The organism is Neisseria benedictiae, assembly GCF_958267435.1.
In the GTDB taxonomy this organism is placed as follows: Bacteria; Pseudomonadota; Gammaproteobacteria; order Burkholderiales; family Neisseriaceae; genus Neisseria; species Neisseria bergeri.
Genome location: NZ_CATQFV010000076.1, coordinates 23185 through 36594 on the forward strand (window position 1 = coordinate 23185; position 13410 = coordinate 36594).

A 13410-nucleotide genomic window follows, 5' to 3' on the forward strand; every position below is an offset into this window, starting at 1 on the left:
GGACGATTCGCTGCCGGAGGCAGGCTTTTGCACTCTTTTGTCGGTAAATACGCAAACGACGTCGGCATTGTTGTAGGTAATGTTTCTGAATGTTATTGCAGTAAATGCCAAAAAAGTTGCTCACACTACTGCTTATTAGCTACAAAGCGATTGCAAGTTTATTTGGATATGTGGTTTTATTCTTATGCTAAAACTACTAACATCGTTATTTTGTTTTAATTCAACATAAAGATATTCACTTATCTCATCATTTTTTATTTTCATTTCAATAATTTGCTCTAAATAATATGATAAAATCATTCCAATAGATGAAAAAACTTTTATGGATACATACGGCAAAGCATATCCAAAGGCAATTTCAAAATTATTGATACCGTCATTTAATTTAAAAATAACACAACTTTCATCTTCGCTAATTACTGGTTCTTTTTCAAAAAACCACATTAACTCATCTGCGTTAAGTAACATATTTTCATACATTATTGTCCCACTTTGGGAATTACTGTATTAAATACCCTTGTTCCGTTTGGTAATACTTGATATGTGGTTTCAAATTTTACAAAATTTCCACTTGGACTTGCAAACAACGATTCTCGAACTTCAAAATTACCGTATTGTGTAGAAAAAGTTCTGACGATGTTATTGTTATTTTGTGTAACATTTGAAAAGTGTTCGGTCAAGAGATTGCGTCCATAAGTATTATGTAGTTGGTGTCGCAGTAGTTGAGTTTAGGTTTCATATGGGCTACTGCATTATTTTTTATATATCAAATTAGAAGTAAATTTATCAATATTTTCTTTTAATGCTACCTCTTCTGGTATTTTTTCATCTAGGATAGCAATTAAAGTATGGTTATCATTTCCCATCGTCGAAATTGTAAAGAACTCAAATAAAACATCATCAATAGGGTGATATGGGAGAGAGGTTGTAATTACATCTAGAAGTTTATCATTATGATATGACTCCGATTCCAAATATAAATCTAAAATATTTTCTATACTTAGAAGATTTTTTTCCAATGATAATAACCCAATCTATAGGCGTCTTTTTGATATATTTTATTAAATATTCAATATTTTCTCTTAGTTTGTAACAGCTAATTAATATACTTGCGTTTGTGCTAATATTGACTGATTCTAGTTCACTAATAGAACTTAAAGAATGATAGACTATGTCCATTTATTTTCCTTTTATTACATCAATTCTTTTTTGAAATGCCTTGATTTCTCGTTCCAAATACAAGATTCTTCTTTCTTGTGCGTTTTTAACGATATTTTTTGGGCGACCACAAAGAGCGGGAGTTGCTCATTTCCCCATTGGGTCGGATTGAAGAAAGGCAGTTCGCCGTTTACGCATTTCCGGGCTTCTTCGTCATTAGAATATATACATATCCTGCTTTGATCGACAGGTGGTTTTTGTGCAGCCTGTTCTTTGCATCCGGCGAGCGCGGTCAGGACGGCGAGTTTCTTCATATTGAATCTCCCGTGTAGGTTGAATGCGGAAATGCCGTCTGAAACGGATGGCATTATTCCAAAATAAAAAGTTCCCTGCCGTGGATTTTGAGCCACTGTTTCGCTTCGGGCGTGTAGGGGGCGAAGCGGCGGGTCAGTTCCCAAAAGGCGGGGCTGTGGTCGGCATGGGCGAGGTGGCAGAGTTCGTGTATGCAGACATAGTCGGCAACGTATTCCGGTGCGCCGACCAGCCGCCAGTTGAGGCGTATGCCCGTGGTTTTGCGGCACACGCCCCAGAAGGTTTTGGCGGAGGTCAGTGCGGCGGCGGTTGGGAACAGGCGGACGGTTCGGGCGTGGCGTTCGAGACGGGGAATCAGGTAACTGTGCGCCTGCAGTTCCAAAAAGTCCCACAGCAGCGCAAGCTGTTTTTCGGGCGCGCCTTCGGGGACGCGGATTTCAGACGGCATCAGCAGGATTTTCGTGTCTTGATGGGCGGTGAGGGCAAGCCGCCTGCCGTGGAAGAGGATGGATTCGGGCAGCCGGTTTTCGGCAGTTTGCGGCGGCGTTTTGGCAAGGGTGCGGCGCAGGACGGCTTCGTTTTCATACAGCCAGCGGTTGAGGGCGGCGGCGGACAGGTGCGGTGGGACGCTGATACTGACGGTATGTGTGCCGATAGGGCGGATAATCAGGTTTTTCTTGGCACGGCGTTTGATTTCTATGGTCAGTTCCATGCCGTCTGAAAGGGTGTGGACAAAGGCGGTCATACGGTTTCAGACGGCATTTTGGCGGCAAACGGGCCTGCGCCGGAAATAAGCGGCTGCTGCGTTTCGATGAGGTGTTCGCATTTTTCCATCAGTTCGGCTTCGCTACCGCTTGCGTGCGGGATAGGCGGACAGATGACGACGGTGATTTCCCCCGGATATTTCAGAAAGGAATTTTTCGGCCAAAATTCGCCGCTGTTGAGGGCGACGGGGACGATGTCCATCTCAAACATTTTCGCCATGCGCGCGCCGCCGAGCTTGTATTTGCCGTGTTTTCCGGGTGCAAGGCGCGTGCCTTCGGGGAAAATGGTAATCCAATAGCCTTCGTTTTTGCGCGCCAACCCCTGTTTTATGAGCTGTTCGTTGGCTTCGCGGCGGTTGTTGCGGTCTATGCCTATGGTTTTGACCAGCTTCAAACCCCAGCCGAAAAAGGGGATTTTGAACAACTCGCGTTTGGCAACGTAAACCTGCGGCGGAAAAATGTCCTGAAGGGCAAGCGTTTCCCAGCCGCTTTGGTGTTTGGCGCAGATGACGGCGGGGCGGTCGGGGATGTTTTCCGCGCCGATGATGCGGTATTTAAGCCCGACGATGTGTTTGAGCGACCAGTTGAGGATGCCGACCCAGACCCGCGCCATCTTGTGCGCACCGTCCCAGAAAGGCGAAGCGAGCAGCATAAAGGGAAAGAGGAAAATCAGGCTGGAACAGAGTATCAGCCAGTAAATCAGGTTGCGGATGATCAGCATGGTTTTGCCTTGTCGGAATGCGGTATGTTCAGTCGGCTTGCGGTGCGGCGTTTTCCTGCATGATGTATTGTGAGAAATCGAGCAGGGTATCGAAAACCTGTGTGTGTTCGGGTAATTCGTGTCCGTGTTGGGAGAGCGTTTTTTTGCCTTTTCCGGTCAGAACCAGCGCGGGTTTTCCGCCGACGGCATCGATTGCCTGCAAATCACGCAGGCTGTCGCCGACCAGCCAGGTTTCCGAGGCTTGGGCGTTGAAGCGTCCAATGATGTCTTCAATCATGCCCGGTTTGGGCTTGCGGCAGTTGCAGTTGTCGGCGTTGGTGTGGGGGCAGAACCAGATGCCGTTGATTTCGCCGCCGGCCTGACGGACGAGGCGGTGCATTTTGGCGTGCATTTCGGTCAGGTCTTGAACGGTAAAATATTTGCGGCCGATGCCCGATTGGTTGGTGGCGACGGCGACGGTGCAACCTGCCTGCGTCAGGAATGCCACCGCATCCATGCTGCCTTCGACAGGTATCCACTCGTCAACGGATTTGACGAAGTCGTCGCGGTCCCGGTTGATGACGCCGTCGCGGTCGAGAATGATGAGTTTCATCGCGTTTCCTTTGGATTGGGGCAGGTCGGGGGTGGCATTATACTGAAATATCGGCAGTGATGCGCCTGTGCCGCGCGATAACGAGGCAATGCCGTCTGAAGCCGTCGGCGGGCTTCAGACGGCATTTTGCCTTTATCCCTTGAATACGGGGACGAGTTCCATTTGGCTCAATACCTGTGCGGCGATGTTGACGATGCCGAAAAGGAAGACCCAAACCATCAGCCACAAGCCGCCGTAAACTTTATAGGTTTTGCCTGCGCCGAATTTTTTGCGCGAACGGTAGAGCAGCATGGCGGGGATGATGCCTGTCCAGACGGTTGCCGCTAAGCCGACGTAGCCGATGGCGGTAACGAAGCCGGTGGGGAAGAGCAGGCAGGAAATCAAAGGCGGCAGGAAGGTCAGCGCGGCGGTTTTGGTGCGGCCGGACACGCTGTCGTTCCATTTGAAGATGTCGGCGATGTAGTCGAACAGACCTAAGGTTACGCCTAAAAACGAGGTGGCGATTGCCATATAGGAAAACAGGGACAATATTTTATCCATATTGCCGGTTTGGGCGAATTTGGACAGGGTTTCAATCAGGACGGAGACTTGCCCTTCGGCGGCGATGACGGGGGCGAACTCGTTGCGCGGCAGGTTGCCTTGGATGGCGATTTGCCAGAGGATGTAAATTACCAGCGCAATCAGTGTGCCCGTCCAGATGGATTTCGCCACTTTGGGCGCGTCGCCTTTAAAGTATTTGAGCAGGCTGGAGACGTTGCCGTGGAAGCCGAAGGAAGCGAGGCAGACGGGCAGGGCGGTGGCGGCGTAAATCCAGTAGCTGGTGCCTGCGGGGGCTTGGGTATCGAAGAGGACGGACGGCTTGGCATCGGCAATCAGGCCGCCGGTTGCCCAGATAAAGGTCAATACCATGCCGCCGATGAGGATGCCGGTGAATCGGTCGACCAAGCGTGCGGATGCCCACACGCAAAAGGCGAGGATGCCGAAGAAGACGAGTTGTCCGACGGTAAGCGAAACATTGCCGCCCAAGGCGTTGCCGATGCCTTTGGCGGTCAGGTCGCCGCCGACGAAGATGTAGGCGTAGGTGAGCAGGTATAGGACGAAGGCGACGGCAACGCCGTTGATGATGTTCCAGCCGCGTCCGAGCAGGTCTTTGACCATGGTGTCAAAACTTGCGCCGTGCGGATAATGGGTGTTGACTTCCAAAATCATCAGGCCGCTGGAGAGCATGGAAAACCAGGTGTAGAGCAACACAATCAGCGAGCCGGCAAACCATACGCCGGAGGTGGCGGTGGGGTTGGCGAGCATACCTGCGCCGATGACCGTGCCGGCGATAATCATCGCGCCGCCGAATAGGGAAGGGGTTTTGGTTGACATTGTTTATCTTTCTTCTAGAAATGCGCGGCTGCCATTATGCCGTAAAGTGTAAGGGTTTGTAAGGTATTTGCGCCGCACCGCCCGAAAAGGCTTTCAGACGGCATCGTGTTCCATAGTATAATCTTGGGTTTTGGAGTGGGGCGGTTCGTCAGATGGGAGGGAAAATGTCCGACAAAAAATATAATGTCGATGAGGGGGAAATCGCCAAATTCAGCCGGATTGCCGACAAATGGTGGGACAAGTCGGGCGAGTTCAAAACCTTGCACGACATCAATCCGCTGCGGCTCGATTATATCGACGGACACGCAAATTTGCGCGGCAAACGGGTTTTGGATGTGGGCTGCGGCGGCGGGATTTTGGCGGAAAGTATGGCGCGGCGCGGCGCGGCGTTTGTCAAAGGCATCGATATGGCGGAGCAGTCGCTGGAAACCGCCCGCCTGCACGCGGCTTTGAACAATGTCGCCGATATCGAATATGAATGTATCCGCGTGGAAGACCTTGCCGAGGCGGAACCGCACTCGTTCGATGTGGTAACGTGCATGGAAATGATGGAACACGTCCCCGATCCCGCCGCCATCGTGCGTGCTTGTGCCAAGCTGGTCAAACCGGACGGCATGGTGTTTTTTTCTACCATCAATAAAAACCCGAAATCGTACCTGCATCTGATTGTGGCGGCGGAATATCTGTTGAAGTTTGTCCCCAAAGGCACGCACGACTGGAAAAAATTCATCACGCCTGCCGAGCTGGCGCGGATGTGCCGTCAGGCGGGCTTGGATGTGGCGGATACGAAGGGTATGACTTACCATGTGTTGTCGCAAACTTATGCCCTGTGCGATTCGACCGATGTGAATTATATGTTTGCCTGCCGTCCGGCGTTCTGACGGCGGGTTTGCCCGTTTTTGAGCAAGTGAGTTGATATGTCTGTCTATACCAGTGTTTCCGATGATGAAATGCGCGGCTTCCTGAGCGGTTACGATTTGGGGGAATTTGTTTCCCTGCAGGGCATCGCGCAGGGGATTACCAACAGCAATTATTTTCTGACGACGACTTCGGGACGTTATGTGCTGACCGTGTTTGAAGTGTTGAAACAGGAAGAGTTGCCGTTTTTTCTGGAGCTTAACCGGCATTTGAGTATGAAGGGCGTGGCGGTTGCCGCGCCGGTTGCGCGCAAAGACGGCCGGCTTGATTCTGTTTTGGCGGGCAAGCCTGCCTGCCTGGTTGCCTGCCTGAAAGGTTCGGATACTGCGCTGCCGACGGCGGAGCAGTGCTTCCATACCGGTGCGATGTTGGCCAAAATGCACCTTGCCGCCGCCGATTTCCCTTTGGAAATGGAAAACCCGCGTTACGATGCGTGGTGGACGGAGGCGTGCGCCCGGCTGCTGCCCGTCCTGTCGCAAGACGATGCCGCGCTGCTGTGTTCCGAAATTGATGCGCTGAAGGACAATCTCGGCAATCATCTGCCTTCGGGCATCATTCATGCCGACCTGTTTAAAGACAATGTGTTGCTTGACGGCGGTCAGGTATCGGGCTTCATCGATTTCTATTATGCCTGCCGGGGCAATTTTATGTATGACTTGGCGATTGCGGTCAATGATTGGGCAAGGACGGCGGACAATAAGTTGGATGAGGCGTTGGAAAAGGCGTTTATCGGCGGTTATGAGGGCGTGCGCCCCTTGAGTGCCGAAGAAAAGGCGTATTTCCCGACCGCCCAACGTGCCGGCTGCATCCGTTTTTGGGTGTCGCGCCTGTTGGATTTTCATTTTCCGCAGGAGGGCGAGATGACGTTTATCAAAGACCCGAACGCATTCCGCAACCTGCTGTTGAGTTTGGGTTGATACCGTCTGCCGGGTAGGAATCCGATGCCGTCTGAAAGGGTTTCAGACGGCATTTTGTTTCGGGTTTGAATATGTTTTCCGGTTAGGTGTACCGGTTTCGGCTGCTTTGTTACGCACCCGCGCCGGTGTTTGCCTCTGAATTCCGGCGGTTGGCGGCGGTTTGACTGCGGACGGATAAAATTGTGCAGTCATTTTTGATTGGCTTTGGGTACAATTCAGCCATTATGTTTTGAAATGGGAAAACGGATGGATATGCGGCGTTGGGCGGTATGGGGTGCTTTTGCCCTGCTGCCTTCGGCTTTTTTGGCGGTAATGGTCGTTGCGCCTTTGTGGGCGATGGCGGCATATGACGGTTTTGCATGGGGCGCGGTGCTGTCGGATGCTTATATGCTCGAACGTCTGGCATGGACGGTATTTCAGGCGGCGGCAACCTGTATCTTGGTGCTTCCCTTGGGCGTACCTGTCGCGTGGGTGCTGGCGCGGCTGGCGTTCCCGGGGCGGGCTTTGGTGCTGCGCCTGCTGATGCTGCCGTTTGTGATGCCCACGTTGGTGGCGGGCGTGGGCGTGCTGGCTCTGTTCGGGGCGGACGGTCTGTTGTGGCGCGGCTGGCAGGATACGCCGTATCTGTTGTTGTACGGCAATGTGTTTTTTAACCTTCCTGTGTTGGTCAGGGCGGCATATCAGGGGTTTGTTCAAGTGCCTGCGGCACGGCTTCAGACGGCACGGACATTGGGCGCGGGGGCGTGGCGGCGGTTTTGGGACATTGAAATGCCCGTTTTGCGCCCGTGGCTTGCCGGCGGCGTGTGCCTTGTCTTTTTGTATTGTTTTTCTGGGTTCGGGCTGGCATTGCTGCTGGGCGGCAGCCGTTATGCCACGGTCGAAGTGGAAATTTACCAGTTGGTCATGTTCGAACTCGATATGGCGGTTGCTTCGGTGCTGGTGTGGCTGGTGTTGGGGGTAACGGCGGCGGCAGGGTTGCTGTATGCGTGGTTCGGCAGACGCGCGTGTTCGGATAAGGCAGTTTCTCCTGTGATGCCGTCTGAACCGCAGTCGGTCGGGGAATATGTGCTGCTGGCGTTTGCGGCGGCGGTGTTGTCCGTGTGCTGCCTGTTTCCGCTGGCGGCAATTGTGGTGAAAGCGTGGTCGGCCGGTGAATCGTGGCATGTGTTAATGGAAAGTGAAACGTGGCAGGCGGTGTGGAATACTTTGCGCTTTTCGGCGGCAGCGGTATTTTCGGCGGCGGTATTGGGTGTCATGTATGCTGCGGCGGCGCGGCGGTCGGCGTGGATGCGCGGGCTGATGTTTTTGCCGTTTATGGTGTCGCCGGTTTGTGTTTCGGCAGGCGTGCTGCTGCTTTATCCGCAGTGGACGGCTTCGTTGCCGCTGCTGCTGGCGATGTATGCGCTGCTGGCGTATCCGTTTGTGGCAAAAGATGTTTTATCAGCCTGGGATGCACTGCCGCCGGATTACGGCAGGGCGGCGGCGGGTTTGGGTGCAAACGGCTTTCAGACGGCATGCCGTATTACACTCCCCCTCTTGAAACCGGCGTTGCGGCGCGGTCTGACTTTGGCGGCGGCGACGTGTGTGGGCGAATTTGCGGCGACATTGTTCCTGTCGCGTCCGGAATGGCAGACGTTGACGACTTTGATTTATGCCTATTTGGGGCGTGCGGGTGAGGACAATTATGCGCGGGCAATGGTGTTGACATTGCTGTTGTCGGCATTTGCGGTGGGCATTTTCCTGCTGTTGGACAACGGCGAAGGCGGAAAACGGACGGAAACGTTATAATGTGAACCCTTTTTCAGAGGACGGCAAAATGAGCGAGTTGAGCGAAATCCTTTCCTATAATCAGAAGTTTGTCGAGTCGGGCGAATATGAGAAATATTTTACCGACAAATACCCGGGCAGGGAGTTGGCGATTTTATCCTGTATGGATGCGCGGATTATCGAGCTGCTGCCCAATGCTTTGGGGTTGAGGAACGGCGATGCCAAACTGATTAAAAATGCAGGTGCGCTGGTTGCGCATCCGTGGGGTTCGGTCATGAGGAGCCTGCTGGTTGCCGTGTTTGAACTGAAAGTCAAAGAAATCATGGTCATCTCCCATCACGATTGCGGTATGCAGGGATTGAATGCGGCCAGCTTTCTCAGTAAGGTGCATGAAAGCAATATTCCCGACGACCGTATCGAAACCTTGCGTTATGCAGGTGTCGACCTCGACGGCTGGCTGACCGGTTTCGACAACGTCGAAGACAGCGTGCGCCATACGGTCGAACTCATCCGCCGCCATCCGCTGATGCCGCGCCATATTGCCGTTCACGGATTGGTCATCCATCCCGTTACCGGCAAACTGACCCTGATTGTGGACGGCAGTGTTTCAGACGGCATAGACTTATCGGAAGGAATGGAAACATCATGAAGAAAATCGGACTGTTCGGCGGCACTTTCGACCCGATACACAACGGGCATCTTCATATCGCCCGTGCCTTTGCCGATGAAATCGGGTTGGACACGGTTGTTTTCCTGCCGGCAGGCGGCCCGTATCACAAAGACGCCGCCTCCGCTTCCGCCGCCGACCGCCTTGCCATGGTCGAACTGGCGACGGCGGAAGATGCGCGTTTTGCCGTCAGCGACTGCGACATCGTCCGTCACGGCGAGACTTACACTTTCGACACCGTCCAAATTTTCCGCCAGCAGTTCCCCTCGGCGCAACTCTGGTGGCTGATGGGCAGCGACAGCCTGATGAAGCTGCACACATGGAAAAAATGGCAGATGCTCGTGCGCGAAACCAATATCGCCGTCGCCATGAGGCAGGGCGACAGCCTGCACAAAATGCCGGGCGAACTGCACGCATGGCTGGGCAAGTCCCTTCAGGACGGCAGCGTCCGCATCTTGTCCGCCCCGATGCATAATGTGTCGTCAACGGAAATCCGCCGCAACCTGAGTGCCGCCGGTGTTTCAGACGGCATCCCGCCTGCCGCCGCCCGTTATATCCGAGAACACCGGCTGTACGAAAAATAAAGTCAAATCAGTAAGGAACGGCTATAATGCCGTCTGAAAACATCCCGTTAGGAACATAATGAACGAGCAAGAACTGCAAGACCTGCAAAAAATGGTCGGGGTCGCCGTCAACGCCCTCGAAGACATCAAAGCCAAAGACATTTCCGTTCTCGAAACGCAAGACAAAACTTCGCTGTTTGCCAGAATGATTATCGCCAGCGGCGACAGTACGCGCCAAGTCAAAGCACTGGCCAACAACGTTGCCGTCGATTTGAAAGAAGCCGGTTTTGAAATCCTCAGTACCGAAGGCGACAGTGGCGAATGGACGTTGGTTGATGCAGGAGACCTCGTCGTCCACGTCATGCTCCCTGCCGTGCGCGACTTCTACGACATCGACACCCTCTGGGGCGGCGAGAAACCGAGTTTCCACGCCGGAATGCAGAAGCCGTGGCACGCGGCAGACTGATTCCCGATGCCGTCTGAATGTTCAGACGGCATTTTCCTGTAAGGGAGAAAGCATTGAACATTACCGTCTTGGCAGTCGGCACCAAAATGCCGCGCTGGGTTGATGAGGCCGTCGCCGAATACGCCAAACGCTTCGGACGCGACGTCGCCTACGCACTCAAAGAAATCAAACCCGAAAAACGCGGCGCGGGCGTGAATGCCGCCCAAGGTATGGCGGCGGAAGAAAAACGCATCCTTGAAGCCGTTCCGCAAGGCGCGTTCCTTGTCGTTCTTGACGAACGCGGCAAAGCACCGACCTCCGTCGAGCTGGCGGAACACCTCAAAAGCTGGCAGCAAAACGGCGAACACGTCTGCTTCGTCATCGGCGGTGCGGACGGCATGACCGACCGCCTCAAACAACAAGCCCGCATGATGATGCGCCTGTCCAGCCTCACCCTGCCGCACGGCATGGTGCGCGTCCTTTTGACCGAGCAGCTCTACCGGGCTGTTTCCATCCTGCACAACCATCCTTATCATCGGGAATAAGAAGGCTTTTGTCTGTACCCCTAATCGGTTAAAATCACCCCGTTATTTCTGAACACACAGCAAAGGAATCCGCTATGGCACGCATGGTATTCTGCGTTAAGCTCAACAAAGAAGCCGAAGGCATGAAATTTCCACCGCTTCCCAACGAATTGGGTAAGCGCATTTTTGAAAACGTATCGCAAGAAGCATGGATGGCGTGGACGCGCCACCAAACCATGCTGATTAACGAAAACCGCCTAAGCCTTGCCGATCCGCGCGCGCGCGAATACCTGGCGCAGCAGATGGAGCAGTATTTCTTCGGCGACGGCGCGGATGCCGTTCAGGGATACGTTCCGCAATAACGGTTTTCCGTTTTGAACACAGGCTGTCCGAAACTGCTTCAGACGGCCTTTAAAATACGCCGGACAACTTTATCTTCACGCAACTGGACAAATTTTGACATTGGGCAATGTTAAAATCCCCCATTATTCCCAACCGCGCTTTCAGGAGCAGATGATATGCAACACGACGTTTACGACTACACCGCGCATACGGTTTCTAAAAACACCGTCCTGCAGAAAACCTACCGCCTGCTCGGATTTTCATTCATTCCGGCTGCCGCAGGCGCGGCACTTGCCGCCAATGCCGGCTTCAATTTTTACGCCGCCTTCGGTTCGCGCTGGATAGGGTTTGCCGTCGTGCTGGCGTTTTTCTACGGTATGATCCACTTCATCGAAAAAAACCGTTACAGCAATACCGGCGTTGCCCTGCTGATGGTATTCACATTCGGTATGGGCGTATTGATCGGTCCCGTGCTGCAATACGCGCTCCATATTGCCGACGGTGCGAAAATCGTCGGCATTGCCGCCGCGATGACCGCCGCCGTCTTTTTAACGATGTCCGCATTGGCACGCCGAACCCGGCTCAATATGAATGCGCTCGGACGCTTCCTGACCGTAGGTGCGGTCATTCTGATGGTCGCCGTGGTTGCCAATCTGTTTTTGGGTATTCCCGCACTTGCCCTGACCATTTCCGCCGGTTTTGTCTTGTTCAGTTCCTTAATGATTATGTGGCAGGTGCGCACCGTCATCGACGGCGGAGAAGACAGCCACATCAGCGCGGCACTGACACTGTTTATCTCGCTTTACAACATCTTCAGCAGCCTGCTCAACATCCTGCTGTCCTTAAGCGGCGATGACTGATGTAGGCGAAACACCATGCAAACCATGCCGTCTGAAAGCACTTATTTCAGACGGCATTTTGTTTTGGGCATACAATACGGATACACATTCATCAACATACGGTCGACCATGCTGTCGGAAGGAATCAAATGTTACCGAATACACCGCGCCGCGCCGTTTATGCCGGCAGTTTCGATCCGCCCACATTGGGGCATCTGTGGATGATACGGCAGGCGCAATCTATGTTTGACGAACTCATCGTCGCCATCGGCATTAACCCCGACAAACGCAGCACCTATACCGTCGCTGAAAGGCAGGATATGTTGTGCGCCATTACCGACAACTTCCCAAACGTCAGAATTGAAGTGTTTGAAAACCGGTTTTTGGTGCATTACGCCCGTGAGGTAGATGCAGGATTCATCGTGCGCGGCATCCGTTCCGCCTCCGATTATGAATACGAACGCTCTATGCGCCATATCAACAGCGACCTCGCCCCCGAAATATCCACCGTATTCCTCATGCCGCCGCGCGAAATTGCCGAAGTGTCGTCCACTATGGTCAAAGGACTGGTCGGGCCGGAAGGCTGGATGGAAATCGTCAAAAGATATGTGCCGCCGGCCGTGTACCAAAAAATGATTGCAGAACATCACAACAATGCCTGACAGAAAGTTTCTGTCAAATATATTCAGGTTCAAATATGTGGGAAATCTTATTCAGACACCAAGATTTTGTCGCCATCAATAAACTTCAAGGCATATCCGTCCACCGTTCCGACGGCGAAGTCAGTCTGACGGCAACACTTGCGGCACAGTTGGGCGTAGAAAAGGTATGGTTGCTGCACAGGTTGGACAAGCAGACCGGAGGCATATTGCTGTTTGCCCTTAATCCCCAAAGTGCCGCTGTTCTTGCCGCACAGTTTGCCGAAAGGAAAATGAAGAAAACCTATTTGGCTTTGTCCGACCGCAAACCGTCCAAAAAACAAGGATGGATAAAAGGCGGCATGGAAAAATCCAGACGCGGGATGTGGAAGTTGACGCGCAATACAGAAAATATCGCCGTTACCCGATTCCACAGCATCAGTATCGCCGAAAAACTGCGGCTGTTCATCCTAGAACCGCATACGGGCAAAACGCACCAATTGAGAGTGGTGATGAAAAGTTTGGGCAGTCCGATTCTGGGCGACAGCTTATACGGCGGAACAGAATCCGAAACCATGTTTCTGTATGCATAGAAAATACAATTTGCCTACCAAAACCGACAAATCGAAATTGTTGCACCCTTAAAAAACGAATGGCAGACTGAAAATATCCATTGGGCACAGGAAGAATTCTGTATGGAAAATAAAATTGACTGATATAAATTAAATTTATAAACAAACAGATAAATATTTTTAAAAAAATTTCTTCAGAAAAGCATTGACCGTTTTCCCCTATGGGCGTATAGTTCGGTTCTTCGCTGCTGCCGAAGCTGCGGACGAACTGAAAAGTATAGCACAGAATGTTGGGGA

17 protein-coding genes and 1 pseudogene are annotated in these 13410 nt (G+C 52.5%); 11 read left to right on the top strand and 7 right to left on the bottom strand.

Annotated elements, in window-relative coordinates:
• Positions 1–135: 135 nt before the first annotated feature.
• The 7 genes from Q3O12_RS09710 to Q3O12_RS09740 form a co-directional block, all read right to left on the bottom strand.
• Entirely contained in the window at positions 136–468 is a 333-nt protein-coding gene (locus Q3O12_RS09710; RefSeq protein WP_301670254.1) for a hypothetical protein, read from the bottom strand.
• 284 nt (positions 469–752) lie between these two features.
• Positions 753–1019: a hypothetical protein gene (locus Q3O12_RS09715; protein ID WP_301670255.1), complete on the bottom strand. Its 267-nt coding sequence runs from the start codon at positions 1017–1019 to the stop codon at positions 753–755.
• A 174-nt stretch (positions 1020–1193) separates the two neighbouring features.
• Entirely contained in the window at positions 1194–1472 is a 279-nt protein-coding gene (locus tag Q3O12_RS09720; RefSeq protein ID WP_301670256.1) for a hypothetical protein, read from the bottom strand.
• 53 nt (positions 1473–1525) lie between these two features.
• Complete coding sequence (locus Q3O12_RS09725; protein ID WP_301670258.1) at positions 1526–2215, bottom strand: YgjP family zinc-dependent metalloprotease; 690 nt, start codon at positions 2213–2215, stop codon at positions 1526–1528.
• A complete protein-coding gene (locus Q3O12_RS09730; RefSeq protein WP_301670259.1) occupies positions 2212–2955 on the bottom strand; it encodes a lysophospholipid acyltransferase family protein in 744 nt (247 codons plus the stop codon). The genes Q3O12_RS09725 and Q3O12_RS09730 overlap by 4 nt, the downstream gene beginning before the upstream one ends.
• Positions 2956–2983: 28 nt before the next feature.
• Positions 2984–3547: a D-glycero-beta-D-manno-heptose 1,7-bisphosphate 7-phosphatase gene (gmhB, locus tag Q3O12_RS09735; protein ID WP_301670260.1), complete on the bottom strand. Its 564-nt coding sequence runs from the start codon at positions 3545–3547 to the stop codon at positions 2984–2986.
• 132 nt (positions 3548–3679) lie between these two features.
• The gene (locus Q3O12_RS09740; RefSeq protein ID WP_301670261.1) at positions 3680–4921 is read right to left on the bottom strand and encodes an aromatic amino acid transporter; all 1242 of its coding nucleotides are present in this window, start codon (positions 4919–4921) and stop codon (positions 3680–3682) included.
• A 152-nt stretch (positions 4922–5073) separates the two neighbouring features.
• Between Q3O12_RS09740 and ubiG the strand changes: the two genes are divergently transcribed.
• The 11 genes and pseudogenes from ubiG (at position 5074) to Q3O12_RS09795 (ending at position 13257) form a co-directional block, all read left to right on the top strand.
• Positions 5074–5802 (top strand): bifunctional 2-polyprenyl-6-hydroxyphenol methylase/3-demethylubiquinol 3-O-methyltransferase UbiG, encoded by a 729-nt coding sequence (gene ubiG / locus Q3O12_RS09745; RefSeq protein WP_301670262.1) that lies wholly within the window; start codon positions 5074–5076, stop codon positions 5800–5802.
• Positions 5803–5838: 36 nt separating this feature from the next.
• Positions 5839–6756 (top strand): homoserine kinase, encoded by a 918-nt coding sequence (gene thrB / locus Q3O12_RS09750; RefSeq protein ID WP_301670263.1) that lies wholly within the window; start codon positions 5839–5841, stop codon positions 6754–6756.
• A 246-nt stretch (positions 6757–7002) separates the two neighbouring features.
• The gene (locus Q3O12_RS09755; RefSeq protein ID WP_301670264.1) at positions 7003–8544 is read left to right on the top strand and encodes an ABC transporter permease; all 1542 of its coding nucleotides are present in this window, start codon (positions 7003–7005) and stop codon (positions 8542–8544) included.
• 28 nt (positions 8545–8572) lie between these two features.
• Positions 8573–9172, top strand: coding sequence for a beta-class carbonic anhydrase (locus Q3O12_RS09760; protein WP_301670268.1), 600 nt, complete (start codon positions 8573–8575; stop codon positions 9170–9172).
• Positions 9169–9774: a nicotinate-nucleotide adenylyltransferase gene (gene nadD / locus Q3O12_RS09765; protein ID WP_301670265.1), complete on the top strand. Its 606-nt coding sequence runs from the start codon at positions 9169–9171 to the stop codon at positions 9772–9774. The genes Q3O12_RS09760 and nadD overlap by 4 nt, the downstream gene beginning before the upstream one ends.
• Before the next feature lie 58 nt (positions 9775–9832).
• Positions 9833–10219, top strand: coding sequence for a ribosome silencing factor (gene rsfS / locus Q3O12_RS09770; RefSeq protein ID WP_002214954.1), 387 nt, complete (start codon positions 9833–9835; stop codon positions 10217–10219).
• Positions 10220–10272: 53 nt separating this feature from the next.
• Complete coding sequence (gene rlmH, locus Q3O12_RS09775) at positions 10273–10743, top strand: 23S rRNA (pseudouridine(1915)-N(3))-methyltransferase RlmH (protein ID WP_039854488.1); 471 nt, start codon at positions 10273–10275, stop codon at positions 10741–10743.
• Positions 10744–10817: 74 nt separating this feature from the next.
• Positions 10818–11084, top strand: coding sequence for an oxidative damage protection protein (locus Q3O12_RS09780; RefSeq protein WP_002223157.1), 267 nt, complete (start codon positions 10818–10820; stop codon positions 11082–11084).
• A 156-nt stretch (positions 11085–11240) separates the two neighbouring features.
• Complete coding sequence (locus Q3O12_RS09785) at positions 11241–11924, top strand: Bax inhibitor-1 family protein (protein ID WP_301670266.1); 684 nt, start codon at positions 11241–11243, stop codon at positions 11922–11924.
• Between the two features lie 128 nt (positions 11925–12052).
• A complete protein-coding gene (coaD, locus tag Q3O12_RS09790; RefSeq protein ID WP_301670267.1) occupies positions 12053–12565 on the top strand; it encodes a pantetheine-phosphate adenylyltransferase in 513 nt (170 codons plus the stop codon).
• A gap of 35 nt (positions 12566–12600) precedes the next feature.
• Positions 12601–13257: pseudogene (locus tag Q3O12_RS09795) on the top strand (TIGR01621 family pseudouridine synthase).
• Positions 13258–13410: the final 153 nt, after the last annotated feature.